The sequence below is a fragment of the Micromonospora sp. NPDC005171 genome, from assembly GCF_040608575.1.
Classification (GTDB): Bacteria; Actinomycetota; Actinomycetes; order Mycobacteriales; family Micromonosporaceae; genus Micromonospora.
On record NZ_JBEXIM010000039.1, the window covers coordinates 15160 to 41148 of the forward strand.

Below are 25989 nucleotides of genomic sequence, written 5' to 3' on the forward strand. Positions count from 1 at the left end.
CCATGTTCGAGACCGTGCTGATCGCCAACCGGGGCGAGATCGCGCTGCGGGTGCTGCGCGCCTGTAAGGAGCTCGGCGTCCGAACGGCCGTGGTCTATTCCGCCGCCGACGCCGACTCGGCGGTGGTCCGCCTCGCCGACCAGGCCGTCCGGATCGGGCCGGCATCAAGTCGGCGCAGCTACCTCAACGCCGCCGCCATCGTGGAGGCGGCCCGGCAGGTGGGCGCGCAGGCCGTACACCCCGGCTACGGCTTCCTCTCCGAGGACGCCGACTTCGCCGAGATCTGCGCCGACAACGGGCTGACGTTCATCGGCCCACCGCCGGCGGTGATGGCCGCGCTGGCCGACAAGTCCTCGGCGCGGGCACTGATGAGCCGCGCCGGCCTGCCGCTGTCGCCGGGCAGTGTCGCGCCGGTGCCGACCGCCGCCGCGGCGGCCGAGGTGGCCGAGGCCGTCGGTTACCCGGTGATCGTGAAGGCCGCCGCCGGGGGCGGGGGCCGGGGGATGACGGTGGTGCGCACCCCGGGCGAGCTGCGCCGGGCGTACGGGCGCACGCGGGCCGCCGCGCAGGCCGCCTTCGGCGACGACCGGGTGTACGTCGAGCGGTACCTCACCGAGGCGCGGCACGTCGAGGTGCAGGTGCTCTGCGACGCTCACGGCAACGGGGTGCACCTGGGCACCCGGGACTGCTCGGTGCAGCGCCGGCACCAGAAGCTGGTTGAGGAGGCGCCCGCCCCGGCGCTGCCCGCAGCCGTTCTCGACACCATCGCCGAGACTGCCCTGCGCGGCGCGCTCCAGGTCGGCTTCGTTGGTGCCGGCACCCTGGAGTTCCTGGTCGACGCCGAGGAGAAGTTCCACTTCCTGGAGATCAACTGCCGGATTCAGGTGGAGCACCCGGTCACCGAGATGGTCACCGGGATCGACCTGGTGCACGAGCAACTGCACATCGCCGCCGGGGTGCCGCTGCGCTGGCGGCAGGAGGAGATCCGCCTGCACGGTGTCGCGGTGGAGTGCCGGGTCAACACCGAGGACCCCGAGCGCGGCTTCGCCCCCACCCCCGGGAGGTTGGAGCGGTTCACCCCACCCGGCGGCCCGTTCACCCGGGTGGACACCCACGCCAGCGCCGGTTACCTGATCGGGCCCTGGTACGACTCGCTGCTGGCCAAGGTGATCGTCTGGGCGCCCGACCGGGAGTTGGCCCTCAACCGGTTGGAACGGGCGCTGGACGAGTTCGACGTCGCCGGTCCGGGCGTGCACACCACCATCCCGTTCGTCCGGCGGGTGCTCGACGACGCCGCATTCCGCAAGGGCCGCTACACCACCGGCCTGGTCGACCGTCTGCTCGCCCCGCCCGTGCGGGGGCCGGCGGCCACCCCCGCACCGCGCACCGCGCCTGCCGCAGATCCCGACGCAACCCACAGGAGGACCCGATGACCGTCACCCATGGTCGCCCGATGACCGCCGAGATCACCGACATCCTGGTGGCGCACTGCGGGCTGGACGCCGACGCCGCGGCCCGGGCGCCCGCCGCGTCGCTGGAGGAGCTGGGCATGGACTCGCTCGCCCTGTTGGAGCTCTCCGCGGTCGTCGCCGACCGCTGGCAGGTGAACATCCCCGAGCAGGCCGGGCAGTTGAGCATCCCGGCGGTGGCGGACCTGGTCGCCCGCCGCGCCGACCCGCCCGGGCACACCGAGAACAGCGTGGTCATCGACGCGCCGCTGGGCCTGGTCTGGGAGGTCACCAACGACGTGGCGAACTGGACCGAACTGTTCACCGAGTACGCGGTGGTGGAGATCCTGCACCGCGAGGGACACACGGTGCGGTTCAGGCTCACCATGTACCCCGACGAGAACGGGGTGTCGTGGAGCTGGGTCAGCGAGCGCACCGCCGACCCGGTGAGCAGGCAGGTCCGGGCGCACCGGGTGGAGACCGGGCCGTTCGAGTACATGCGCATCCACTGGCGCTACACCGAGGAGGCCGGCGGCACCCGGATGACCTGGACGCAGGACTTCGCGATGAAGCCCACAGCGCCTGTCGACAACGCCGCGATGACCGAGCGGATCAACACCAACAGCGTGATCCAACTCGCGGTGATCAAGGACAGGTTGGAGCGGATCGCTTGGCAGCGCGCCGACCAGGGCAGCACGACCGCCAGCGCCGCCCCGACGGAGGCCGACGATGAGTGACCTGAGCACCCGCCCGATCGCCGCCCGGGACGTACCCGCCGACCGCCGTCGCGGCGGCGAACTGCGGGTGCTGCTCGGCCCCCGCACCGTCGGCAGCGCCTCGGGTTTCCTCGGGGTGGCCACCCTCGAGCCGGGGGAGCGGATCGCCGAGCACTACCACCCGTACAGCGAGGAGTTCCTGTACCTGGTGCGGGGCGCGATCACCGTCGACCTGGACGACCAGCCGACGCTGCTGGCCGCCGGCGAGGGGCTGTTCGTGCCGGTGAACGTGCGGCACCGGCTGCGCAACACCGGCGTCGAACCGGCCGAGGTGGTCTTCCACCTGGGCCCGCTCGCCCCCCGGCCCGAGCTGGGCCACGTCGACACCGAACTGGTCGAACAGCGGGGCACGTCGTGAGCGCGAGGAGTGAGCCGGGTTTGCGAGCCCCGCAGTCGCGAACAGAGGTGGCGCGATGACCAGGCGCCGCACGGTGGTGACCGGGATCGGGGTGGTCGCCCCGGGCGGCGCCAGCCGGGACCGCTTCTGGAAGACCATCACCGAGGGGCGGACCGCAACCCGGCGGATCAGCTTCTTCGACCCGTCGGCGTTCCGGTCCCAGATCGCCGCTGAGTGCGACTTCGACCCGGTCGCGGCGGGGCTCAGTGAGGCCGAGCGACGCCGGGCCGACCGGTACGTGCAGTTCGCGCTGGCCTGCTCCGCCGAGGCGGTGGCCGACGCCCAGCTGGTGCTCACCGACGCGGAACGGGACCGGGCCGGTGTGGTGCTGGGCACGGCGGTCGGCGGCACGATGGCGTTGGAGCAGGAGTACGTCACAGTGAGCGACCACGGCAGGCGTTGGCTGGTGGACGGGGCGCGCGGTGGCCCGTACCTCTATCAGGCGTTGGTGCCCAGCAGCCTCGCGGCGGACGTGGCCTGCCGACACGGGTTGCACGGCCCGGCGCAGGTGGTTTCCACCGGCTGCACCTCCGGCATCGACGCCATCGGGTACGCCCATCAGATGATCGTGGACGGTGAGGCGGACGTGATGCTGGCCGGTGCGTCCGACTCGCCGATCTCACCTGTCACCGTCGCCTCGTTCGACGCAATCAAGGCGACCAGCCCGGACAACGACGACCCGGCCCACGCGTCCCGCCCGTTCGACGCCGACCGGCACGGGTTCGTGCTGGCCGAGGGCGGGGCGGTGCTGGTGCTGGAGGAGGCCGGGCACGCCCGGCGGCGGGGCGCGCACGTCTACTGCGAGGTGGCCGGCTACGCCAGCCGCAGCAACGGTTTCCACATGACCGGGCTGCGGCCGGACGGGCTGGAGATGGGCCTCGCCGTCACCGACGCGCTCAAGCAGGGCCGGATCCTGCCCGAGCAGGTCTCCTACATCAGCGCGCACGGCTCGGGCACCCGGCAGAACGACCGGCACGAGACGGCCGCGTTCAAGCGGGCGCTGGGCCAGGCCGCGTACCGGGTGCCGATCAGCTCGATCAAGTCGATGGTCGGGCACTCGCTCGGCGCGATCGGGTCGATCGAGATGGCCGCCTGCGCCCTCGCCATCGAGTTCGGCGTGGTGCCGCCGACGGCGAACTGGAGCACCCGGGACCCGGAGTGCGACCTGGACTACGTACCCAACGAGGCGCGGGAGGTTCCGGTGGACGTCGCCCTCTCGGTGGGCAGCGGGTTCGGCGGCTTCCAGTCGGCGATGGTCTTCCGGCGGATGCTCGGCGCGGTGGCGGCGTGAGCGAGCGTAGCGAGCGAGCCATCAGGCACAGCAGCGTGGCGTCTCGCGCCGACGCGGAGCGAAGCGGAGTGCTGGCGTGAGCGCCGACGTCGCTCGCGCCGTGGTGACCGGCATCGGGGTGGTCGCGCCGAGCGGCGTCGGCGCGGACGCCCACTGGCGCACGGTCCTCGCCGGTACCCGCCGGACCGGGCCGATCACATTGTTCGACCCGTCCGGCTATCCGACCCGATTCGGTGGCGAGGTGCCCGGCTTCACCGCCGACTCCTACGCCGACAGTCGACAACTGGTGCAGACCGACAGGTGGACGCACCTCGGCTTCGCCGCCACCCGGCTGGCGTTGGCCGACGCCGGTCTGCCCGACCGGGCCCCCGACCCGTACGGCTACGCGGTGACCCTGGCCAGCTCGTCCGGGGGCAACCTGTTCGGTCAGCGGGAGCTGCAACGACTGTGGGGCGGCACGTCCCGGACGGTCGGGGCGTACCAGTCGATCGCCTGGTTCTACGCGGCCAGCGTCGGGCAGCTCTCCATCCACCACCAGTTCAAGGGCCCGAGTGGGGTGCTGGTCGCGGAGTCGGCCGGCGGGCTGGACAGCTTGGCGCACGCCGCCCGCGCGGTGCGCCGGGGCACCCCGGTGGTGATCGCCGGGGCCACCGAGTGCCCGTTGAGTCCGTACGCGCTCGCCTGCCAGCTGCGTTCGGGGCTGCTCAGTGACGTCGCCGACCCGGAGCGGGCGTACCGGCCGTTCGACGCCACGGCCAGCGGCTACCTGCCGGCCGAGGGGGGAGCGGTGTTCGTGGTGGAGGAGTTGGGGCACGCCCTGGCCCGGGGCGCCCGGGTCTACGGCGAGGTGAGCGGGTGGGGCTCCACCCACGACGCCGCGCACACCACTGCGGAGAGCGCCGGTGACCCGGCGCAGTACGCGCGGGCGATGCGGCTGGCCATGGACCGGGCGGGCGTCGCCGCGGCCGGCATCGACGTGGTGCTGCCCGACGCGCTTGGGGTGCCCCGCTACGACCGCAGCGAGGCCGAGGCGCTGCGGGCCGTGTTCGCCGACCGTCCGCCCCCGGTGACCACGCAGAAACCGCTTACCGGTCGGGCGTACCAGGGCGGCTCGGCGTTGGACGTGGCCACCGCGCTGCTCGCCTTCGCCCACGACACGCTGCCCGCCTCGGCGGGGCCGGACGAGGTGGCCGAGGGCTGCGAGTTGGACTTCCTGCGCGAGCACCGTCGGCCGCGCAGCCGGCTCGCGCTGGTCTGCGCGCGGGGCTTCGACGGGTTCAACAGCGCGCTGGTCCTGCGTGGGGCCGCGCCGATGAGGGGAGAGGCGTCATGAGCGACAAACGGGCCCGGGTGGTCTTCCTGGTACGGGTGCCGGTGCCGCGCACCGAGCAGTTCCTCGCCGCGTACGAGCAGGTGCGGCACCTGGTCGCCGGTGGGGTGCCGGGGCACCTGGTCGACCAGGTGTGCCGTTCGTCGACCGACCCGGAGCAGTGGTTGATCACCAGTGAGTGGGCGAGCCTGGCCGACTTCGAGGACTGGGAACGCAGCCCGGAGCACCGGGAGTTGGTGCGCCCGATGCGGGAGTGCTTCACCGACGCCCGTTCGCTGCGGTTCCACATCCACGCGCAGACGCCGGCGCTGGCCTGACGACCCGCGCTTGCCGGGATGATCGCGCTTGCCGGGGCGCGCCTCGGCACGCGATGCCGGCGGGGCGTCGGCGATGCTGTGGGCGTGGAGTACGTGTCCAGAGTGCCGCGACCGCCGCTGGACGGGCTGATCGACGACCTCTACTACCTGGCGGGTGCGTCGCCGTACGGCCGGCTGACGCTGCCGCCGATGCCGGCGGCCTTGCTCATCGTGAACCTCGGGGCGCCGTTCCGCATCCGCGCCGGCACCGACATCGAGGCGGCCGAGTACGCCGACGGCTGCGTGGTCACCACGCCCACCCGCGCGTTCGAGTTCGGCTACCCACGCCCGCCCCGGTCCGTCGGCGCGCACGTCAAGCCGTGGGGCCTGGCGCCGTTCCTGCCGATGCCCTTGGCCGAGCTGTGTGACCGGCCGGTGACGCTGGAGCAGGTGTGGGGCCGGCCCGCCGTCGCTGAGCTGCGGGACCGGCTGGCCACGGCGGACGGGCCGCACGAGATGCTGACGCTGCTCGAGGAGGAGCTGATGCGGCGGCTGTGCGAGACCGGCCGGCCTGGGGCTGGTCCGCCAGACGAGCAGCGTCATCGCGGCGACCAGCGGGGCGATGACGATCGGTGACCTGGTGTCGGTGGACGGCTTCGTCGCGGACGAGAACGACCAGCCCGGCCCGCTGTTCGACTGGTTGTCCAGCGGTGACGTCCCGTTGGACTCCAGTGGCGCGCTGAAGGTGTCCCAGGCGTCCTACGACTACACCCGGCCGTACTGGGACCAGATCGGGGTGACAATCGTCGGCCGTCACGTCTTCGACATGACGGACGGCTGGGACGGCAAGCCTCCGAGCGGGATCGACCACGTGGTCGTCGTGACGCACCGGCCGGCGCCCGAGGGCTGGGACCCCGAGGCGCCGTTTCACTTCGTCGACGGCGTCGAGGCAGCCGTGGCCACGGCACAGGAGCTTGCGGGTGACCGCATCGTCGAGGTCGCCGCTGGCGACGTCGGTGGCCAGGTCCTTGCGGCGGGCCTGGTCGACGAGGTGCGCATGGACGTCGTACCCGTCGTGTTCGGCTCCGGCAAGCGCTACTTCGGGTCGGTCTACGGGCAGCACCTGTTGGAGGATCCTGACGTGGTGATTCAGGGAAACTGGGTGCTTCACCTGCGCTGTCGGGTGCGCCGTTGACCGACCTGAACGGGCAGGGGGTGGGCGATGGGTGAACGGGTGCCGGCCGACATGCCGGCCGTGTCGCTCGCCGACTACGCCGAGCGGGCCCGGGCCGTGCTGCCGCCGGACGTGTGGGACTACCTGGCCGGCGGCAGCGCGTCCGAGGTGACCCTCGCCGCGAACCGTCACGCGTTGGACCGGGTGGCGGTGCTGCCCCGGGTGCTGCGCGGGGTGGACACTGTCGACCTCGGCACCCACCTGCTCGGCCGTCGGTACGCCATGCCGGTCGGGGTGGCGCCGATGGCGTACCAGCGGCTGGTGCACCCGGACGGGGAGTTGGGCCTGGCGGCGGCTGCCGGTGCGGCCGGGATCCCGTACCTGGCGAGCACGCTGGGCAGCACCCCCATCGAACAGGTCACCGGGGTGGGCGCGGACGTCTGGTTCCAGCTCTACTGGCTGCGCGACCGGGCTCTCGTACGCGACCTGCTGGACCGGGTCGTCGCGGCCGGCTGCCGGGCGCTGGTGGTCACCGTGGACGTCCCGGTGCTCGGCCGACGTCCCCGGGACCTGCGCAACACGTTCCGGTTGCCGGCGGAGGTGGTCGCCGCGAACCTTCCCGACGGTCGGGACGCGTTGGCGCACTCCGGTGCCCCCGGGGTGTCCGCGACCGCCGCGCACACCGCCGCGTCGTTCGCGCCGGCGCTGCGCTGGGCGGACCTGGCGTGGCTGCGCGAGCAGGTCGGCCTGCCGCTGGTGGTCAAGGGGCTGCTGGACCCGCGCGACGCGACCGAGGCGGTACGGGTCGGCGCGGACGCGGTGGTCGTCTCCAACCACGGCGGGCGGCAACTGGACGGCGCCCCGGCGAGCGTCACCATGCTGCCGGAGGTCGTCGGCGCGGTCGGGGACGGCTGCCAGGTGCTGCTGGACAGCGGCATCCGCGGCGGCACCGACGTGCTGCGGGCGCTGGCGTTGGGCGCGGCCGGGGTGCTCGTCGGTCGGCCGCTGCTCTGGGCGCTGGCCGCCGGTGGCGAACCAGCGGCCCGGGACGCGTTGGCGCTGCTCGCCGCCGAGGTGGCCGACGCGCTCACCCTGGCCGGCTGCGCCGATCCGGTGGCGGCCGGCTCGCTGCGCACCCTCGGGGTGGGCTGAGGGGTGGCCGGCGCGGGACCACGGGGTTCCGATGGCGCACGTCTACGACGACGCCGCGCCGGTCCACGCGTTGCGGTTGTCGGTCAGTGCGGTCACACCGGAGCAGATCGACGTCGGGCTCGATCGCCTCGCGGCGCTGACCGCCGACGAGGTGACCCGTCGGGTGGGTTGACACACCGCGTTCATCGGATGGCAATGCGCGACGACCCGCGTGCCGTCGTCCTGGGTGGACGGTCATAATAAGCCGCATGGTTGCCTGGGAGTACGCCCTGCTCGTCCGTCGCTATCAGGGACAGGGCCGCAATTTTCACGTCTCGTTCGTCTGGTACGCGCCGGACGGGTCACGCAAGGACATCACCGCCTACGGCGACACCGCGATCGCGCACCTCAACCGCGCCGGCCGGGAGGGGTGGGAGCTGGTGTCCGCCGCCGAGGACGTCAACAACGTCCAGGGCAGCACCGAAGTCCATCGCTACCACCTGAAGCGCCCGATGGCCTGAAGGTCACCGGCCCGCGCCGGCCCCGCCGCCGGTGGCACTTCCCGAGTGGGCGACATACCTCCGTCATAACTGTGACGTGGAGGTATGTCGCTCGTCCGAGCGGACGCCACCGGCGGCGTTGCCGTCAGGAGTTCCGCCGCTCAGGCCAGGTCGATGCCGGGGTAGAGAGGGTGCGTGGCCAGCAGGTCGGTGGCCTGCCGGGCGACCTTGTCGGCCAGGCCCGGGTCCAGGGTGTACTTCGCCTTCGACGGGGTGCCGTCGGCGTTGGCGCCGGCGGTGGTCTGGGTCAGCACGGTGTGGATCAGCTCGGCGGTCTGGTCCATCTCGGCGGTGCCGAGGCCCCGGGTGGTCAGCGCCGGGGTGCCGACCCGGATCCCGGACGTGTACCAGGCCCCGTTCGGGTCCTGGGGGACCGAGTTGCGGTTGGTGACGATGCCCGAGTCGAGCAGCGCCTGCTCGGCCTGCCGACCGGTGAGCCCGTAGCCGGACACGTCGATCAGCACCAGGTGGTTGTCGGTGCCACCGGTGACCAGCTTCGCGCCCCGGCGCAGCAGCCCCTCGGCGAGCGCCTGCGCGTTGTCGACGATCCGCTGGGCGTAGTCGGCGAAGTCGGGCCGGCGGGCCTCGGCGAGCGCGACCGCCTTCGCCGCCATCACGTGCGGCAGCGGACCGCCGAGCACCATCGGGCAGCCCCGGTCCACCTGGTCGGCCAGCTCCGGCTGGCAGAGCACCATGCCGCCGCGCGGGCCGCGCAACGACTTGTGCGTGGTGGTCGTGACGATGTGCGCGTGCGGCACCGGGTCGAAGTCGCCGGTGAACACCTTGCCGGCCACCAGACCCGCGAAGTGCGCCATGTCGACCATGAAGGTGGCGCCGACCGAGTCGGCGATCTCGCGCAGGATCCGGAAGTTCACCTTCCGGGGGTACGCGGAGTAGCCGCCGACCAGGATCAGCGGCTTGAACTCGCGGGCGGCCTCGGCCACCCGGTCGTAGTCGATCAGACCGGTCGCCGGGTCGGTGCCGTAGCTGCGCTGGTCGAACATCTTGCCGGAGATGTTCGGCCGGAAACCGTGGGTGAGGTGGCCGCCGGCGTCCAGCGACATGCCGAGCATCCGCTGGTTGCCCAGCTCGCGGCGCAGCGCGAACCAGTCGGCCTCGGTGAGGTCGTTGACCTGACGGACCTGGGCCTTCTTCAGGGCGGGGGACTCCACCCGGTCGGCCAACACCGCCCAGAACGCGACCAGGTTGGCGTCGATGCCCGAGTGCGGCTGCACGTACGCGTGCGCGGCGCCGAACAGCTCCCGGGCGTGCTCGGCGGCGAGCGCCTCGACGGTGTCGACGTTCTGGCAGCCGGCGTAGAAGCGACGGCCGACGGTGCCCTCGGCGTACTTGTCGCTGAACCAGTTGCCCATGGCCAGCAGGGTCGCGGGGGAGGCGTAGTTTTCGCTGGCGATCAGCTTGAGCGACTCTCGTTGGTCGGTCAGCTCGGCGCCGATGGCGTCGGCGACCCGCGGCTCGACAGCCCGGATCACCTCAAGGGCACTCCGGAATGCGGTGGATTCGGCGTTGCGGGACATGCGACCTCCAACAGACGTGCGGGAAGGCCCAGGCGCTCGGCAAACGTCCACGTGACGAGGCCGCTCCCCGATGGTTCTCCATCCCCACGCGCCAGTAACGGCCCGCGCCGATCCTACCGGGCCGGGCCCGGCCGTTCGGGCCGCCCTCCGGGAGGCGACCCCGCCGATGTGATTGGGCGGTCCGTCGCGGGGCACTCGGTAGGTGTCCACCGCACCGCCGCGGTGCGGTGCGGGTCCGCACAAAAGGAGTCACCATCATGACCACACCCACCTCCGACCGGCCGCTCGCCCTGGTGACCGGGGCCTCCAGCGGGATCGGGTACGAGCTGGCGGCGCAGTTCGTCGAGCACGGCTTCGACCTGGTCATCGCGGCCGAGGACGCTGCCGGCTCGCTGATGAACAAGGTGCAGACCGCCGCCGGCAAGATCATCCCGGACAAGCTCAAGTCCGAGCAGCACCGCCGGATGGGCGAGCCCGGATCGGGCAGCTGACCCCGTGGCGCACGACGAAGGGCCCGGCACGACGCCGGGCCCTTCGGTGTGAGCGGGCGCCTCAGGCCGTCACCGCATCGACCGCCTTCTTGATCGCCTTCGGGGCGGTGGGGGTACGCGGCGCGTCCGCCCGCAGCGCGATCATCTTCTCGCCGATCTCCTGGAGCTGCTTGCGGCCCAGCGCGTCGCGGACCTTGGGGAACCACTCCTCCTCTTCCTCCTCGACGTGGTGGGTGACGTTCTCGATCAGCACTGTCGTCTTGGCGTTGAACCGCTCGTCGTCGGCGGTCATGCTGGCCAGCTCGGCGCAGAGCACGTCGGCGACGTGGTGTTCCTCGTACGACTCGAGGATGTCGTCCTCCAGGTCGGGCAGCAGCCGACGGACCTCCGGGTACATCACCTCATTCTCCAGATAGGTGTGCACCGTCAGCGCCTCCAGGATCTGGTCCACCAGCTTCTGCCGCTGGCTCGCCGGCCCCTCCTCAGCGTCCTGGAAGGCCTTGAACAGGCGGCGCATTTCCTTGTGGTCCTCTTTGAGCAGGACGATGGCATCGGTCGACACCGGTATGACCTCCCTGAACAGTCTCTTCTGGTGTGGATCCGGTACCCCGACGTCGAATGCGGAAACAAATGAAACCGCCTCAGACCATGGCCAGTGTGCGGGGGATCTCGTCGAGCAACTCCCGGGCCAGAAAACCGATCCGGCCGTAGCGGGGGATCAGTCGTTGGCCGCTCACCGAGTGCGCGAACGAACCCCAGCAGGCCGCCTGCGCCGGGTCGGCCCCCCGAGACAGCAGCCCCGCCAGCAACCCGGCGAGCACGTCCCCGCTGCCGGAGGTGCCCAGCCCGGCGTCGCCGCTCTCCTCCCGCCAACCCCGCCCGTCCGGGGCGGCCACGTGCCCGTACAGCGACACGACCGCCTCGTACCGGGCGGCCAACTCGGCCGCCTCGGCGTCCAGGTCGTCGCCCGGTTCCCGCCCGAGCAGGTGCCCGGCCTCGGTGACGTTGGGGGTGAGCACCACGGGCCGACCCGAGCCGACGAGCAGGTCCGGTGCGTGGCTGAGCGCACCGAGGGCGTACGCGTCGAGCACCAGCGACGTGTCCGGCCGCGCCGCCTCCAGGACCAGGCCCAGCAGGCGGTTCGTCTCGTCGATCGCCTTCAACCCGGGGCCGAGCGTCACCACGTCGGCCTGCCCGACCAGCTCACCGAGTTGGCCGTCCCGGTCGGCGGCCACCGCGCCGTCGGTGGTCTCCGGCAGACCGACCACCAGCGCCTCGGGCACCTGGATGCTCAGCGCGGCGGCGGTGGACTCGGCGGCGGCCAGCTGGAGCACCCCGGCGCCGGCGCGCAACGCGGCCACCCCGGCGAGCAGCACCGCGCCCGGCGTGAAGCGGGAACCGCCGACCACCAGGACTGTGCCCCGGCTCTCCTTCCCACCGACCGGCACCGGCAGTGCCCAGTCCCGCAGCAACGCCGGGGTGATTACCTTCACCTCAGACCGGCTCGGCATGGATCTCGTCCTCCCTGGTCGGCTGGGCGCCCTGTCGGTGCAGGTGGCCGACCTCGTTGAAGCCATCAAGCGTCAGCCGGTGCTCCGCGTCGGCGGACCAGTCGGTGATGGAGCAGTTGGCGATCACGTGCTGGCGGGTCAGCGCCATCAGGTCCGTCTCGGTCAGCCCTTCCACCAGGTAGCGCAGCAGAAAGACCAGCGCGTCGTGGCCGAAGAGCAGAACACGCTGGCCCTCGTGGTCTCGGCGCAGGTCGCCGAGGAGCGTGCGCAACCGCAGCGCCACGTCCGTCCAGGACTCTCCGCCCGGCGGCCGGTAGTAGAACTTGCCGAGTCGTTCCCGGCGCGCGGCCTCGTCCGGGTACCGCTGACGTACCCCGTGGCCGGTCAGCCCGTCGAGGATGCCCAGCTCCCGGTCGCGCAGCCGCTCGTCCCGGCTCACCGGGATGTCGGTGCCGTCCAGTGCCAACTCGGCGGTGGAGACTGCCCGCAGGTACGGCGAGACCACCGCGACGTCCGGCCGACGGTCCGGGGGAAGCCCGGCCAGCCAACGACCGGTGGCCCGGGCCTGCTCCTCCCCGGTGGGGGAGAGCGGCACGTCGGCGTCGCGGTGCCTGAGGCCGATCAACTCCTCACCGGTCGCCTCGGCGTGCGTCGCCGCCACGTTCGCGGTGCTCTCACCGTGCCGGATGATCCAGAGCGTCGCCAGTTCCGCCATGCCGACCCCCTACCCGGGTGCCCGCCGCGGTAACCGTGGCCCCGCCGATCGCCCGCCGCCTGACGACCGTGCAGGTCGCGGCCGTCCTTTGGGGCAGCGCCGCGACGGGTTGATGCGGAACAATGTGTTCGACAGCCAACGGGGGTGTCGACGGTGACCGTCGTGCGAGGTCTGCGGGAAGCGTTTCTGATGTTCGTGATGGCCGGGGTGCTGGTCGCCGTCGCGGCAGCGATCTGGGTGGCGATCGCCGGCGGTGCCTACACCAACCGGCTGGGCATCGGCCTGGTCGTGGTGGGCGGGCTCATCGGCGTGACGGGCGACCTGACGCTGAGCCGGATGGGCATGCTCGGCCCGCGCGCCACCTTCGGCGCCGCACCGGAGCGCGAGACGGCCGGCGGTGGCCAGGTGCTCACCGGCGTCGGCCTCTTCCTCTTCGTCGGGCTGCCAATGATCGTGGTCGGCGTGCTGCTGATCACCTGACCGGGCGCGCGAGCCCCGCCGTCGCCGGACAGTTCCGCCGCCGCGCCGCACGGGTGTCCGTTCGATGGTCGTACGCCGTGCCTGCGCGTCGTACCCTCGGCAGATGGCGACGGCGGCGGAGGAGATCAAGGTGGGGGAGCGGCTGGTCCGCGTCTCCAGCCCCGACAAGCCCTACTTCCCGGAGCGGGGGCTGACCAAGCTGGACGTGGTCCGCTACTTCCTGGCGGTGGGTGACGGCATCCTGCGGGCGTTGCGGGATCGGCCGACCATGCTGGAACGCTGGCCCCGCGGTGTCTTCGAGGGCGCGACGATCGCCACCCGGCAGACCAACCGGGGCGACGCGTTCTACCAGAAGCGGCTGCCGGCGGGCGCGCCCGAGTGGGTGCGGACCGCGCACATCACCTTCCCCAGTGGCCGTACCGCCGACGAGGTCGCGCCGAGCGAGTTGGCCGTGGTCATCTGGGCCGCCAACCTGGGCACCCTGCGGTTTCACCCGTGGCCGGTCACCGCCGCCGACGTGGAACGCCCCGACCAGCTGCGCATCGACCTGGACCCGATGCCCGGCGTCGGCTTCGAGCAGGTGGTGCCGGTGGCGCACGAGGTGCGGGCGTTCCTCGCCGAGCTGGGCATGACCGGCTACCCGAAGACCACCGGCGGTCGGGGCCTGCACGTCTACCTGTCGATCGAGCCGCGGTGGAGCTTCGGTGACTGCCGTCGGGCGGTGCTCGCGCTGGGTCGGGAGATGCAGCGCCGGTTGCCGGACCTGGTCACCACCACCTGGTGGCGTGAGCAACGGGACCGGCCGGTCTTCGTCGACTACAACCAGATGGCCAGGGACCACACGGTGACGTCGGCGTACTCGATCCGGCCCACGCCGGCCGCGTTGGTCTCCGCGCCGTTGGACTGGTCGGAGCTGGACCAGGCCCGACCTGAGGACTTCGACGTGCGCAGCATGCCGGCCCGGTTCGCCGAGCGCGGCGACCCGCACGCCGGCCTGGACGGTGACCGGCATTCGCTGGAACCGCTGCTGGAACTGGCGGACCGCGACGGGTTGGAAGCCCCGCCGGAGCGCTGAGCCGAGCCGGTCACGCCCAGGGGCTGCCGGCCCCGTCGAACTCCTCGAAGACCAGCCACGTGCGGGTGGACAGCACCCCGGGAATGCTCTGCACCCGGCCCAACACCACGTCGCGCAGCGCGGCGTTGTCCGGCGCGCGCACCAACGCGAGCACGTCGTGGTCACCGCCGAGCAACGCCGCGTGCTCGATGTAGCGCACCCGGGCCAGCTCGGCCGACACCTCCCGCCAGGTGTTCTGCTCGATGGTCAGGGCGATGTACGCCGAGGTGCCCAGCCCGGCTGCCTCGGGCGCCACCTGGGCGCGGAACCCGGTGATCACCCCGTCGCGCAGCAACCGCTCCACCCGCGCGTACGCGTTGGTGCGGGAGATGTGGATCCGTTCGGCGAGGGTGCGCACCGAGGTCCGACCGTCGCGGACCAGCTCGTCGAGGATCCGCCGGTCCACCTCGTCAAGGGCTCGGGCCGATCGTCCCGATCCCGCGCCCCGGCTCGCTTCGTCGGCGGTCTCCTGGCTCACTGATGGGCCCTCCGCATGCCAACCGTCCCGCCTTCCGTGTCGATCTTGAGTCAATCATCCACAAGCGGAAGCATAGGCTCACCACACGTCCCAGGAGGTTCCGCCGTGACGACCACTCCCCAGGCGGTCCGCAGGGCATCCCCGCGCACCCGTCGGACGGTCACCCCGCCCGACCCGGCGCGCTCCTTGCTGCCCGACGCCGAGCCGGTTCGCCTGCTCGCCGAGAACGGCACGCCGCTGCCGGCCCGCACCGACTATCCGGAGCCGCCCGTCGAGGTGCTGCGCGAGCTGTACCGCCGGATGGTGCGCGGCCGCCGCTTCGACACCCAGGCGACCGCTCTGACCAAGCAGGGCCGGCTCGCCGTCTACCCGTCCTCGCGAGGCCAGGAGGCCTGCCAGGTCGGCGCGGTGCTCGCCGTCCGCGACACCGACTGGGTCTTCCCCACGTACCGCGAGTCGATGGCGCTGGTTGCCCGGGGCATCGACCCGGTCGAGGTGCTCACCCTGCTGCGCGGCGACTGGCACTGCGGCTACGACCCGACCGAGGTGCACACCGCACCGCAGTGCACCCCACTGGCCACCCAGTGCGTGCACGCCGCCGGGCTGGCGCACGGTGAGGCGTACCAGGGTCGCGACACGGTCGCGCTGGCCTTCATCGGCGACGGTGCCACAAGCGAGGGCGACTTCCACGAGGGGATCAACTTCGCCGCCGTGTTCAAGGCGCCGGTGGTCTACTTCGTGCAGAACAACAGGTACGCGATCAGCGTCCCGCTGTCGCGGCAGACCGCCGCGCCGTCGCTGGCCTACAAGGGCGTCGGCTACGGCGTACCCAGCGAGCAGGTCGACGGGAACGACCCGGTCGCGGTGCTCGCCGTGCTCACCCGCGCGGTCGCCCACGCCCGGGCCGGCAAGGGGCCGTTCCTGGTCGAGGCGCACACCTACCGGATGGAACCGCACACCAACGCCGACGACGCCACCCGCTACCGCGACGGCGCCGAGGTCGACGCTTGGCGGGACCGGGACCCGGTCGCCCGGCTGGAGACCTACCTACGGGCCCGCGGTGTGCTCGACGACGCGGCGGTCGCCGAGATCGCCGAGCAGGCCGAGGCGTACGCCGCGGACCTCCGGACCCGGATGAACGAGCAGCCCACCGTCGACCCGCTGAGCCTCTTCGACCACGTCTACGCCGAGCCGACCCCGCAGCTGATCGAGCAGCGTGAGCAGGTTCGCGCCGAGCTGGCCGCCGCCCACACCGAGGAGGGTGACGCCTGATGGCCACCACCATGGCGAAGGCGCTCAACACGGCGCTCGCCGACGCGCTCGCCGCCGACGACCGGGTCGTCGTCTTCGGTGAGGACGTCGGCGCGCTCGGCGGTGTCTTCCGGATCACCGACGGCCTGCAGGCCCGCTTCGGCGACAAGCGCTGCTTCGACACCCCGCTCGCCGAGGCCGGCATCGTCGGCTTCGCCGTCGGCCTGGCCATGTCCGGGCTGCGCCCGGTGGTCGAGATGCAGTTCGACGCGTTCGCGTACCCGGCGTTCGAGCAGATCGCCTCGCACGTCGCGAAGCTGCGCAACCGCACCCGGGGCGCGCTGAGCGTGCCGATCGTCATCCGCGTCCCGTACGCCGGCGGCATCGGCGGGGTCGAGCACCACTGCGACTCGTCCGAGGCGTACTACGCGCACACCCCCGGGCTGAAGGTGGTCACCCCGGCGACCGTCGACGACGCGTACTCGCTGCTGCGCGAGGCGATCGAGGACCCCGACCCGGTGGTCTTCATGGAACCCAAGAAGCTCTACTTCGCCAGCGACGAGGCGTCTCTCCCGGCTCGCACCGAGCCGTTCGGCCGGGCCGTCGTGCGCCGGCCCGGGCGCGACGCCACCCTGGTGGCGTACGGGCCGGCGGTGCCGGTCGCGCTGGAGGCCGCCGAGGCCGCCCGGGAGGAGGGGTGGGACCTGGAGGTCGTCGACGTGCGCACGATCGTGCCGTTCGACGACGCCACCATCACCGCCTCGGTCCGGCGTACCGGTCGGTGCGTGGTGATCCAGGAGGCGCCCGGCTTCGCGGGCGTCGGCGCGGAGATCGCCGCCCGGGTGCAGGAGCGCTGCTTCCACGCGCTGCACGCCCCGGTGCTGCGGGTCGCCGGGCTGGACATCCCGTACCCGGCGCCGATGCTGGAGCACACCCACCTGCCCGGCGTGGACCGGGTGCTCGACGCGGTGGCCCGCCTGCAGTGGGACGACCAGCCGGACGCGCGTTGGGCGGCGGCATGACGATCGTCGAACGGACGCAGGTCTTCCTCCTGCCCGACCTGGGCGAAGGGCTGAGCGAGGCCGAGATCGTCGAGTGGCGGGTCGCCGTCGGTGACGTGGTCACCGTCGACCAGAGCGTGGTCGAGGTGGAGACCGCCAAGGCCGTCGTCGACGTGCCCTGCCCGTACGCCGGCCGGGTGGTCACCCTGCACGGCGCGGTCGGTGAGGTACGCCCGGTCGGCCAGCCGTTGATCACCATCGCCCCGCTGGACGGGGGCGACGAACCGACCGGGCACGCCACCTACCGCGAGGAGGAGCGGGCCGGCTCCGGCAACGTGCTGATCGGGTACGGCACCGGCCACGGCAGCGTGACCCGCCGTCGGCGTCGACCCCGCCTGGCGGTGGCCCCCGAACCGGCCGACACCGGCCCGTCTGCCGGTGCCACGCCCGCCGCGTCCGGCGACCCGACCCGGTCGTCCGCCGCCCTGGTCATCTCGCCGATCGTGCGTCGGCTGGCCCGTGAGCACGGCGTCGACCTCGACACGGTGCGGGGCACCGGACCCGGGGGAGTGATCCGCCGCGCCGACGTGCAGGCTGCGCTGACCGCTCCCGTCGCCCGGCTCGCCGCCGTGCCGGACCCGCAGGTCGGGTCGGCCCTGGTCGGGGACGGCGACGTCATCGTCCCGCTCACCGGCGTCCGCAAGGTGATCGCCGACAAGCTCTCCCGCAGCCGGCGGGAGATCCCAGAGGTGACCATCTGGGTCGACGTGGACGCCACCGGGCTGCTGGAGACCCGCGCCGCTATCAACGCGGCGACCCCCGACGCGCCGGTGAGCATCCTGGCCCTGCTGGCCCGGATCTGCCTCAGCGGGCTGCGCCGGTTCCCGCAGCTCAACGCCCGGGTCGACACCGAGGCGCAGCGCATCGTCCAGTCCGCGGGGGTGCACCTCGGCATCGCCGCGCAGACCGACCGGGGTCTGCTGGTGCCGGTGCTGCGCGACGCCCAGCGGCTCACCACCGCCGAACTGGCCGCCGAACTGGCGGCGACCACCGCCGCCGCACGGGCCGGCAGCCTGCCCCCGGCCCGGCTGACCGGCGGCACCTTCACGCTCAACAACTACGGGGTGTTCGGCGTCGACGGCTCCACGCCGATCATCAACCACCCCGAGGCCGCCCTGCTCGGGGTGGGGCGGATCGTGGACAAGCCGTGGGTGGTCGACGGGCAACTCGCCGTCCGCAAGGTGACCCAGCTCAGCCTCACCTTCGACCACCGGGTCTGCGACGGCGGGGTGGCCGGTGGCTTCCTGCGGCACGTCGCCGACTGCGTGGAGCGCCCGGCGCTGCTCATCGCCGCCGTCTGACGCGTACCCCCTCGGCCCCGGCGCCCGTGCGGCGCCGGGGCCGGCGCACGCCCGGGGTTTCCCGGCGGTGTCATCGGGCCGGGGTTTCCCGGCAGCTCCACCGGGAAGTCGGCCCCGCCGGAACGCACCGAACGCGTCGAAGGGAGCCGACCTGTGGCCGTGGCGAACGAGCTGCTACTGAACTCGGTCCGGGTACATCGGCCCGCCGCGGCCGGCGCGCCAATGTACTGCGACGCACTGGAGTACGGGCTGACCGGCGACGGCGCGACCAACGACCAGCCGGCGCTGGCCGCCCTGGTGGACCGCCTCGGCGCCGGGTACGCCTCGGACGGGAGGGCCCGGGTGATCTACTGCCCGCCGGGCATCTACTCGATCCGGGACGCCGGCACGGTGTGGCGCAGCGGTGTGTCGCTGATCGGAGCCGGCCCGGCGGCGACCCGGTTCATGTTGAGCAACGAGGGCAACCGGGCCGACCCGACCCCGTTGGCGTTCTGGACGACGCTCCAGCACGGCGCCGGCCGGGACCGGCACATCGCCGACTGCACGTTCGCCGACTTCCAGATCGACGGCTCGGGAGTGGCGATGGCCGAGTACAACTACCTGGCCAAGGGCCTCGGCCTGCAGTACATGGTGCGGGGCGTGTTCCGTAACCTCTACATCCACCACACCGCGGCCAGCGGGCTGGGCTGCGACTTCCTCCAGGACTCCCTGATCGACGGCGTCGTCGTGGTCGGCTGCGGCCGGTTGGACAACGGCGAGCAGATGGGCGGCGCCGGCATCGGTATCGGCGTCGGCGGGTGGGGACCGGTGGAGCGGCTGACCATCGCCAACTGCACCGCCCTGGCCAACGGCACCAACGGGATCTTCCTGGAGTTGCAGAAGGACTACTGGGAGCCGCCCCGCGGCTACCGCATCATCGGCTGCCACAGCCAGGGCAACCGCTTCGGCATCTCCGACTGGGGCACGGACGGGCTGATCGTGTCCGCCTGCACGATGACCGGCAACCTGGAGGCCGGCTTCGACGTGTCGTCGCAGGGCACCTCGACAGTGGCCGGGCGGGGTGGACTCCTCACCGACTGCGTCATCGACGGCAACCTGCGGGACGGGGTCAGCATCGGCAACAGCCCCGGCCCGTATACCGTCCGGGGCAACCGGATCAGCGGAAACGGCCAGCACGGCTACCACGCGCGCGACCTCCGGCGCGGGTACCAGGGCCCGGTCCGGGACGTGGTGATCGAGAGCAACGAGTTCTGGGGCAACGGGCTGGACGCCGTCCGCATCGACCACCAGATGACCGACGCCGTGCTGCTCAACAACCGGGTCCGCAACAACGGGCGGCAGTACGCCCGAGCCGCCGGCGGTAAGGGCGAGGCAGTCCGCTACAGCGAACGGAGCCTGGTGGACCGGACCGCCGACTGGCCGCACGACGGGCACCGGGGCAAGATCCTGCGGGTCGGCCGGTCCGTGGCCACTGTGGCCGCCAACAGCGGCGACGAACTCACCCTGGCTCCGGTCCGTCCGGACGCGTTCAGCGCGTGGAGCGGGGACGTGCCGCCGCCGGGCTGCGCGTACGAACTGGACCCCGCCCCCGGGCGGCGGGCCGGCATCACCATCAACGCGCCGTTCGACTCGGCCACCATCCGCGGCAACCGGATCTGGGACAACCACGACAACCCGACCCAGACGCACGGGCTGTGGATCACCGAGCGGGGCAGCTGCGTGGACTGCCGGGTCGAGGACAACGACCTGGCCGGCAACGCCGAGGACGGGATGCGGCTGGACACCCCGCCGGTCGGCGGACGCTGGCGCGACAACCACGTCGACAGCGACTGGAGCTGACCGGCCACCATCGGTAGTCCCGGCAAGACCGGGGGGCGCTGAACGACCTGCGACGGCGGCCGGAATGCTCCGGCCGCCGCCGCTGTCACAGTGGAACTGGTCAGCCAGCCAGGCCCGCCACCGGGGTCGGGTCCAGCACCACCGTCGCCGAGGCGGACTGCGGGGGTACGCCCGGGTCGGTCGGCGCGTCGGTGTACTCCGCGACGAACACCGCAGTCAGGTTGTCCGCACCGCTGTGCCCGCCGTCCACGAAGGTGGGGATCGTCCCGGAGCAACCCGTCGAGGTGGAGAGCGGGTGCCCGTGCTCATCATGCCCGAGCACGTAGGTGACCTTCACCCGCGAGCAGTCCACCGGCAGGTCGTCGGTGACCTTCACCTCGTACGCCACCGTCTGCCCGAACTGGAACGGCTGCCCGGCCTCCGGGGTGACGAACTCGACGACCGGCGCGGTCGGCCCGACCACCAGCGGCAGGGTTGCCGAGGCGGAGCGTCCGGTGCGGTCGGTCACCCTCAGCGTCGGCGTGTACGAGCCGTTCTCCGGGAACGTCCAGGTCGCGTTCGGGTTGGTGCTGTCCACCGAACCGTCCGCGTTGAAGTCCCACGCGTAGCTCAGCTTGTCACCGTCCGGGTCGGTCGTGCCGGCGCTGGAGAAAGACACGGTCAGCGGGGCCTGCCCGACGGTCGGCGTGCCGCTGATCTTCGGGATCGGCGTCCGGTTGCCCCGGACGAAGTCGATCCGGGACAGCTGGGCGTCCGGGTTCTCGGCGAAGTAACCGTCGCCGTACTCCAGGACGTAGAGCGCGCCGTCCGGGCCGAACTCCATGTCCATCGGGTTGTCCACCACCAGCGACGGCGCCACCGGGCGGATGTCGTCGACGTCGCCATCCTCGTCGAGGCGGAACTCCTTGATGTAGTCACGGGTCCACTCGTAGAACAGCGGCACCCCGTCGTAGTACGCCGGCCAGCGGGTACGCGACGTGCTGGTCCCGTCGTACTCGTAGGCCGGGCCGCCCATCGGAGCGATGCCGCCGGTGCCCAACTGCGGGAACTCGGCCGAGGCGGCGGCTGCGTACCAGACCTCCGGCTGCTCGACCGGCGGCAGCACGCGCTTGCCGGTGTTGTGCGGTGAGTCGTTGACCGGGCGCTTGCAGTTGAACTTGGCGCCGGACTCGCCGGTGGCGAAGTCGTAGTCGCGGTAGGCGATCGTCGGCGTCACGCAGTACGGCCAGCCGTAGTTCGCCGGCTTGTCGACGAGCATCCACCGGCCGTGACCGGCCGGGCCGCGCTCCGGGTTCGGGTTGGAGGCGTCCGGCGAGTAGTCGCCGACGTACACGTTGTCGGTACGCCTGTCGACGGCGAACCGGAACGCGTTACGCAGCCCCATCGCGTAGATCTCCGGACGGGTCTGCGCCGTGCCCGGCTTGAACAGGTTGCCGGCCGGCACCGTGTAACCACCACCGGCCTTCACCTTGATCCGCAGCAGCTTGCCGCGCAGGTCGTTGGTGTTGGCCGCGGTGCGCTGGGCGTCGTACGCCGGGTTGCGGTCGGCCCGCTCGTCGATCGGGACGTAACCGTCGGAGGCGAACGGGTTGGTGTCGTCACCGGTCGACAGGTACAGGTTGCCCTTGCTGTCGAAGTCGATCTGGCCGCCGACGTGACAGCAGATGCCCCGATCGGTCGGCACGTCGATGATCTGCTGCTCGCTGGCGAGGTTCAGCTTCGTCCCGTCCAGCTTGAACCGGGACAGCCGCAGCGCGCCCTTGAACCGCTGCCAGTCCGCCGCGGTGCCGGTCTCCGGCGCGTCCCCCTCGTTGACGCCGGGGGTCGCCGGGTCGTCCACCGGGGTGTCCATCGGCGGCGAGTAGTAGAGGTACACCCACTTGTTCTGGGCGAAGTTCGGGTCGATGGCGACGCCCTGCAACCCCTCCTCGTCGTGCTCGTACACCGGGATGTCGGCGGCGATGGTGTTCAACCCGGTGCGCGGGTCGTGGATGCGGACCTCACCGGTGCGGGAGGTGTGCAGCACCCGCAGGTCGGGCAGGACGGCGAGGCTCATCGGCTCGCCCGGGAAGTCGTTCAGTGTCACTTTCTGGAAGCTGCTGTCCGGCGGCGCGGCCGGCGCTGCGGCCGCTGCCGACGGTGGTACGGCCAGACCGGCCGTCACCAGCAGCAGGGCGGACGCGAATGCGGTCCTTTTCATCAGGTGAGTCCCCCGGGGTGGTTTCAGTACCGAAGTGAAGCGAGATAGTCGAAGCCGACGCGAGCGGTGTCCAGGGCGTCGGCGGGGGAGCGCGGCGGGGTGCCCGCGTCGTCACGCTCCACGATGTACTCCTCGATGCCGGCCTCCCGCTCGTGGGCGAAGATGCGACCGAAATCGATGACGCCGTCGCCGAGGTCGGCGAAGCCACCCTCGACGTCGAGGTCCTTGACGTGCACCTGGCGGATCCGGCCGCGGTTGGCCCGGATCACGTCAACCGGGTCGTGGGCACCCCGCCAGGTCCAGTAGAGATCGAGCTCGAAGTGGACCAGCCGGGGATCGGTCTGCGAACTGAGGATGTCGAACCCGGTCGAGCCGCCGGTCAGCGGCACGAACTCGAGCTGGTGGTTGTGGTAGCCGAAGTCCAACCCCGCGCGTTCGGCGAGCCGACCGGCGCGGTTCAGGTCCCGGGCCAGGGCCCGGTAGACGGCGGGGTCCCGGATCGGCTGACCGCTCGAGTCCCGACCGAAGTACGGGTGGACGATCTTCTTGCAGCCCACCACGTTGGCGTCGGCGAGAGCCTGCTCCCAGGTGGCCGCGTCGAACGGCTGCGGGATGCCGACGTGACCGGAGGTGGACCGCAGCCCGGCCTCGTCGAGCGCGGCCCGGAACTGTGCGGCGGTGCGCCCGACGAAACCGGCGTGCTCCACCCGCCGGTAGCCGATCCGGCGCAGCGCGTCCAGGGTGCCGGGCAGGTCGGCGGCGAGCTGGTCGCGCAGCGTGTAGAGCTGAATGCTGATCCGGTCCACCGGCACCCGACGCCGGCCAGCGGCCTGCCCGGTGGAGGCGGCGGGCGCGGTGGAGGCGGCGGGCGCGGCGACGGCCGGGCCGGCGAGCAGACCGGCGGCGCCGACGGCGGCCGCGGAAACGGTCGCGGCGCGCAGCACTCCACGCCGACTGACCGGCTCGGACGCCGGTGCCGGCTCCGGTCGGTTGAGTTGTTGATCCATGGTGGTGGTCCCTTCCTGACGGCTGGTACGCCGTCGGCGGCGGTCGACCTGACTGCCGTCTGCCGGGCGCGCCGAACAGGCCGGAGGCGGGCTCCGGCTGGACGGTGAGGGACGGCGCGCGGGTGCGGCCCGGACCCATCGGGAGCGGAACGCGGCGACCCGGCAGAGGTGGCGGCAAGTTGATCGACGAATGGGCAACCCTCTATCTAGATCGAGACCTTACCCTTGCCCCCGGACGAAGGCAAAGCTTCGTCGCGTTCGGCAGAAGTTTCGCTTCAACTGACAAAAGTCTGCCCACGAGGTGCGCCACCGGGCGTGACCTTCTACTTCCCACGCCCACCGCACCGCGCGTGGACGTGGACCCGCGCGCCGTGCGGCCCAGCCCGCCCCGGCCCCAGCCCAGTCCTCGGCCTCGGCCTCGGGCCCGGCCCTGGCCCTCGGGCCCGGCCCTGGCCCTGGCCCTGGCCCTGGACCCTCGCCCCGGACCCAGTCCCGGCGCTAGCTGTACTGCCCTGGCCCCAGCCCGGTCCTCGGTCCCGCCCCGCCCCGCCCGGACCCGGCCCGTTCCCGGACCCCGGGTTCCGGCTCCCTGGCCGCAGCCCTGCCTCGGGCCGGTCCGGCGCGTGATCCACTCGGGTTCATGGAAGTCGCGGTATCCCGGTCGTCCTGACGCCGCGACTTCCTTGAACCCGAGTCGATCACGCAACGGGTTGACCGCCGCAAGACCATGAACCGGACAAACGGCGCGTGGCCGGCCTGCGGGCAGGTCCGCATCGAACCCGCCCTCAGGTCCGGCAAGGGCCCGCCCGGCCTTCGGGCCACCTCAGGTCCGGCAAGGGCCCGCCCGGCCTTCGGGCCACCTCAGGTCCGGCAAGGGCCCGCCCGGCCTTCGGGCCACCTCAGGTCCGGCAGGCACCCTCGGGCATTCGGACAGTCGACGTCGCGTCGCTCAAGCGGAGCAGACCGCATGACACGGGTCGGTTGAACCCCTGTTCCGCCAACGGGAACATTGTCGGAAAATGCGCCGGTAAATGCACCGCCGGTTATTGCCGAATGCCGTGAATGGCCTCCTCAAGCGGGCAAGAATGTGTCGGAGGGAAGTCGAAAACGGGGGGACTGAAACATGACGTCTAGGCGGCGATTGACGCTGTTGGCGGTAACCATCGCAGCCGCACCACTCGTCCTGGGTGCGTGCACCGTCGACCGGGGGTCGGCGACCGGCCCGGCCAAGAAGCACGCCGCCCCACCGGAGCTCGCCGTGACACCGGGTGACAAGGCCCGGGACGTCCCGGTCAGCGCCGAGGTGGGCACCGTGGTCAAGGGCGGGCGGGTCACCGGCGTACGCCTCACGGACGACAAGGGCAAGCAGGTTAACGCCGAGCCGCGCGAGGACGGTTCCGGCTGGGTGCCGAGCGCTCCGCTGCAACCGCGTCGGACCTACACGGCCGAGGTGACCGCGACGGGTGACTCCGGCGCCACCACCACCCGCACCACCACGTTCACGACGATGGCCAAATCGACCAAGCCGCAGATCACCAGCACCCTCTATTTCAACGGTAATCGGACGTACGGCACGGCGATGCCGGTAACGGTGGCATTCGACCCGGGAATTCCAAAAGAGGCCAGAGCGGATGTCCAGCGCCGGTTGTTCGTAAAGACCAATCCACCGCAGCCGGGCACCTGGTCGTGGCTTGAGGATGGAAGTCAGGTCTATTACCGGGCGCCCGATTTCTGGAAGCCGGGTACGACCATCAGCGTCCGAGCCGGTCTGGAGGGGCTGCCGATCGGAAAGGACAAGGTCGGTGATGCCGAGCGGACCGCGACCTCCAAGATCGGGCGACAGGTCTCACTGGAGATCGACAACGCCACCAAGCAGATGACAGTGCTGCGCGACGGCAAGCAGGTCCGCCGGATCCCGGTCAGTCTGGGGAAGCCGAGCACGCCGAGTTCCAGCGGCAAGATGGTGATCATGGAGAAGCACGAGCGGGTCACCTTCGACACCCGGGGTGAGCCGAACGGTGGCTACGTGGTCGACGTCGACGACGCCCAGCGCTACACCTGGGGCGGCGAGTTCATCCACTCCGCCCCCTGGTCGGAGGGGGACCAGGGCAACACCAACGTCTCGCACGGTTGCGCGAACGTCTCCGCCACCGCGGCCGACTGGTTGATGGGGGTGACGCAGGTTGGTGACCTGGTCACCGTCAAGGGCACCGAGGTGGAGTTGCAGCCGGGCAACGGCTGGACCGCCTGGAACGTGAGCTGGGACGAGTTCGCCCGGGGCAGCGCCCTGCCGGTGCCGCCCGGGCTCAAGCCCGCACCTGTCGCCCCGGCGCATCCGGGCGCGGTGGCTGGCGGATCGCCCGCCCCGGCGCCGTCGGTCAGCGGCCGCTGAGACACCCTTGCCGCAGCACAGGGCCGGCCCGCCACCACGGCGGACCGGCCCTGTCGCGGTCTGACGCTCGCTGGCGCGGCCGCGACAGGCGTCGGCGGGCGCAGCCAGGGGCGCCGTGGAGCGCTGAGGGCCGGCGGAGGTAAACTCCTCGTCCGTCGTCGTCCGGTACAGGTTGCCGCCCTGGCGATCGCACCGGCGGGACGGTGGA

25 protein-coding genes, 1 pseudogene and 1 riboswitch are annotated in these 25989 nt (G+C 72.1%); of the genes and pseudogenes, 19 read left to right on the plus strand and 7 right to left on the minus strand.

Going from position 1 to position 25989, the window contains the following annotated elements; all coding sequences use genetic code 11:
* Positions 1 to 2: 2 nt before the first annotated feature.
* The 11 genes and pseudogenes from ABZU74_RS28555 to ABZU74_RS28605 all read left to right on the plus strand — a co-directional run bounded on the left by ABZU74_RS28555 (position 3) and on the right by ABZU74_RS28605 (position 8364).
* On the plus strand, positions 3 to 1433 hold the full coding sequence (locus ABZU74_RS28555; protein ID WP_355430081.1) for an acetyl-CoA carboxylase biotin carboxylase subunit: 1431 nt from the start codon (positions 3 to 5) through the stop codon (positions 1431 to 1433).
* Positions 1430 to 2185 (plus strand): SRPBCC family protein, encoded by a 756-nt coding sequence (locus ABZU74_RS28560; protein ID WP_355430084.1) that lies wholly within the window; start codon positions 1430 to 1432, stop codon positions 2183 to 2185. Before ABZU74_RS28555 ends, ABZU74_RS28560 begins: the two co-directional genes overlap by 4 nt.
* Positions 2178 to 2582 (plus strand): cupin domain-containing protein, encoded by a 405-nt coding sequence (locus tag ABZU74_RS28565; protein ID WP_355430087.1) that lies wholly within the window; start codon positions 2178 to 2180, stop codon positions 2580 to 2582. The genes ABZU74_RS28560 and ABZU74_RS28565 overlap by 8 nt, the downstream gene beginning before the upstream one ends.
* 55 nt (positions 2583 to 2637) lie before the next feature.
* Positions 2638 to 3912: a beta-ketoacyl-[acyl-carrier-protein] synthase family protein gene (locus ABZU74_RS28570; RefSeq protein WP_355430089.1), complete on the plus strand. Its 1275-nt coding sequence runs from the start codon at positions 2638 to 2640 to the stop codon at positions 3910 to 3912.
* Positions 3913 to 3988: 76 nt separating this feature from the next.
* On the plus strand, positions 3989 to 5245 hold the full coding sequence (locus ABZU74_RS28575; RefSeq protein WP_355430092.1) for a beta-ketoacyl synthase N-terminal-like domain-containing protein: 1257 nt from the start codon (positions 3989 to 3991) through the stop codon (positions 5243 to 5245).
* Positions 5242 to 5559 carry an antibiotic biosynthesis monooxygenase family protein gene (locus ABZU74_RS28580; RefSeq protein ID WP_328654343.1) on the plus strand — a complete coding sequence of 106 codons (318 nt, stop codon included), beginning with the start codon at positions 5242 to 5244 and terminating at the stop codon, positions 5557 to 5559. The genes ABZU74_RS28575 and ABZU74_RS28580 overlap by 4 nt, the downstream gene beginning before the upstream one ends.
* Positions 5560 to 5643: 84 nt before the next feature.
* Positions 5644 to 6174 carry a DUF6597 domain-containing transcriptional factor gene (locus tag ABZU74_RS28585; protein ID WP_355430095.1) on the plus strand — a complete coding sequence of 177 codons (531 nt, stop codon included), beginning with the start codon at positions 5644 to 5646 and terminating at the stop codon, positions 6172 to 6174.
* Positions 6161 to 6733: a dihydrofolate reductase family protein gene (locus tag ABZU74_RS28590; protein WP_355430098.1), complete on the plus strand. Its 573-nt coding sequence runs from the start codon at positions 6161 to 6163 to the stop codon at positions 6731 to 6733. The genes ABZU74_RS28585 and ABZU74_RS28590 overlap by 14 nt, the downstream gene beginning before the upstream one ends.
* Before the next feature lie 27 nt (positions 6734 to 6760).
* Positions 6761 to 7864: an alpha-hydroxy acid oxidase gene (locus ABZU74_RS28595; RefSeq protein WP_355430101.1), complete on the plus strand. Its 1104-nt coding sequence runs from the start codon at positions 6761 to 6763 to the stop codon at positions 7862 to 7864.
* A 10-nt stretch (positions 7865 to 7874) separates the two neighbouring features.
* A pseudogene (locus ABZU74_RS28600) lies at positions 7875 to 8036 on the plus strand (PLP-dependent aminotransferase family protein); the annotation flags it as partial.
* Positions 8037 to 8103: 67 nt separating this feature from the next.
* A complete protein-coding gene (locus ABZU74_RS28605; RefSeq protein WP_091397680.1) occupies positions 8104 to 8364 on the plus strand; it encodes a hypothetical protein in 261 nt (86 codons plus the stop codon).
* A gap of 140 nt (positions 8365 to 8504) precedes the next feature.
* Here the strand turns inward: ABZU74_RS28605 and ABZU74_RS28610 are convergent, their stop codons facing one another.
* Positions 8505 to 9941: a glycine hydroxymethyltransferase gene (locus ABZU74_RS28610; RefSeq protein ID WP_355430104.1), complete on the minus strand. Its 1437-nt coding sequence runs from the start codon at positions 9939 to 9941 to the stop codon at positions 8505 to 8507.
* Positions 9942 to 9960: 19 nt separating this feature from the next.
* A riboswitch (ZMP/ZTP riboswitch) is annotated at positions 9961 to 10050 on the minus strand.
* 148 nt (positions 10051 to 10198) lie between these two features.
* On the opposite strand from ABZU74_RS28610, the gene ABZU74_RS28615 reads away from it, so the two are divergent.
* A complete protein-coding gene (locus ABZU74_RS28615) occupies positions 10199 to 10432 on the plus strand; it encodes an SDR family NAD(P)-dependent oxidoreductase (RefSeq protein WP_355430107.1) in 234 nt (77 codons plus the stop codon).
* A gap of 61 nt (positions 10433 to 10493) precedes the next feature.
* On the opposite strand, the gene ABZU74_RS28620 is transcribed toward ABZU74_RS28615, so the two are convergent.
* The 3 genes from ABZU74_RS28620 to ABZU74_RS28630 all read right to left on the minus strand — a co-directional run bounded on the left by ABZU74_RS28620 (position 10494) and on the right by ABZU74_RS28630 (position 12658).
* Positions 10494 to 10994, minus strand: a complete 501-nt coding sequence (locus ABZU74_RS28620) for a hemerythrin domain-containing protein (RefSeq protein WP_355430110.1) — start codon at positions 10992 to 10994, stop codon at positions 10494 to 10496.
* A 79-nt stretch (positions 10995 to 11073) separates the two neighbouring features.
* A complete protein-coding gene (locus ABZU74_RS28625) occupies positions 11074 to 11943 on the minus strand; it encodes an NAD(P)H-hydrate dehydratase (protein WP_355430112.1) in 870 nt (289 codons plus the stop codon).
* Entirely contained in the window at positions 11927 to 12658 is a 732-nt protein-coding gene (locus tag ABZU74_RS28630) for a histidine phosphatase family protein (protein ID WP_355430115.1), read from the minus strand. The genes ABZU74_RS28625 and ABZU74_RS28630 overlap by 17 nt, the downstream gene beginning before the upstream one ends.
* Positions 12659 to 12811: 153 nt before the next feature.
* Here ABZU74_RS28630 and ABZU74_RS28635 point away from each other — a divergent pair, with 153 nt between their 5' ends.
* Together ABZU74_RS28635 and ABZU74_RS28640 are read left to right on the plus strand one after the other, a co-directional pair.
* Positions 12812 to 13138 (plus strand): hypothetical protein, encoded by a 327-nt coding sequence (locus tag ABZU74_RS28635; RefSeq protein ID WP_355430118.1) that lies wholly within the window; start codon positions 12812 to 12814, stop codon positions 13136 to 13138.
* A gap of 103 nt (positions 13139 to 13241) precedes the next feature.
* The gene (locus ABZU74_RS28640; RefSeq protein ID WP_355430121.1) at positions 13242 to 14213 is read left to right on the plus strand and encodes a DNA primase small subunit domain-containing protein; all 972 of its coding nucleotides are present in this window, start codon (positions 13242 to 13244) and stop codon (positions 14211 to 14213) included.
* Between the two features lie 10 nt (positions 14214 to 14223).
* Here the strand turns inward: ABZU74_RS28640 and ABZU74_RS28645 are convergent, their stop codons facing one another.
* Complete coding sequence (locus ABZU74_RS28645) at positions 14224 to 14730, minus strand: Lrp/AsnC family transcriptional regulator (RefSeq protein ID WP_238685747.1); 507 nt, start codon at positions 14728 to 14730, stop codon at positions 14224 to 14226.
* A 72-nt stretch (positions 14731 to 14802) separates the two neighbouring features.
* Between ABZU74_RS28645 and pdhA the strand changes: the two genes are divergently transcribed.
* The 4 genes from pdhA to ABZU74_RS28665 all read left to right on the plus strand — a co-directional run bounded on the left by pdhA (position 14803) and on the right by ABZU74_RS28665 (position 20182).
* Complete coding sequence (gene pdhA / locus ABZU74_RS28650; RefSeq protein ID WP_355430181.1) at positions 14803 to 16002, plus strand: pyruvate dehydrogenase (acetyl-transferring) E1 component subunit alpha; 1200 nt, start codon at positions 14803 to 14805, stop codon at positions 16000 to 16002.
* Positions 15999 to 17003 (plus strand): alpha-ketoacid dehydrogenase subunit beta, encoded by a 1005-nt coding sequence (locus ABZU74_RS28655; protein ID WP_355430183.1) that lies wholly within the window; start codon positions 15999 to 16001, stop codon positions 17001 to 17003. Before pdhA ends, ABZU74_RS28655 begins: the two co-directional genes overlap by 4 nt.
* Positions 16988 to 18343 (plus strand): dihydrolipoamide acetyltransferase family protein, encoded by a 1356-nt coding sequence (locus tag ABZU74_RS28660; RefSeq protein ID WP_355430186.1) that lies wholly within the window; start codon positions 16988 to 16990, stop codon positions 18341 to 18343. The genes ABZU74_RS28655 and ABZU74_RS28660 overlap by 16 nt, the downstream gene beginning before the upstream one ends.
* 222 nt (positions 18344 to 18565) lie before the next feature.
* Positions 18566 to 20182: a right-handed parallel beta-helix repeat-containing protein gene (locus tag ABZU74_RS28665; protein ID WP_355430188.1), complete on the plus strand. Its 1617-nt coding sequence runs from the start codon at positions 18566 to 18568 to the stop codon at positions 20180 to 20182.
* Between the two features lie 100 nt (positions 20183 to 20282).
* On the opposite strand, the gene ABZU74_RS28670 is transcribed toward ABZU74_RS28665, so the two are convergent.
* Together ABZU74_RS28670 and ABZU74_RS28675 are read right to left on the minus strand one after the other, a co-directional pair.
* Positions 20283 to 22382, minus strand: coding sequence for a PQQ-dependent sugar dehydrogenase (locus ABZU74_RS28670; RefSeq protein ID WP_355430125.1), 2100 nt, complete (start codon positions 22380 to 22382; stop codon positions 20283 to 20285).
* A gap of 23 nt (positions 22383 to 22405) precedes the next feature.
* Positions 22406 to 23389, minus strand: coding sequence for a sugar phosphate isomerase/epimerase (locus ABZU74_RS28675; RefSeq protein ID WP_355430128.1), 984 nt, complete (start codon positions 23387 to 23389; stop codon positions 22406 to 22408).
* A gap of 1123 nt (positions 23390 to 24512) precedes the next feature.
* On the opposite strand from ABZU74_RS28675, the gene ABZU74_RS28680 reads away from it, so the two are divergent.
* Positions 24513 to 25781 (plus strand): Ig-like domain-containing protein, encoded by a 1269-nt coding sequence (locus ABZU74_RS28680; protein ID WP_355430131.1) that lies wholly within the window; start codon positions 24513 to 24515, stop codon positions 25779 to 25781.
* Positions 25782 to 25989 lie beyond the last annotated feature (208 nt).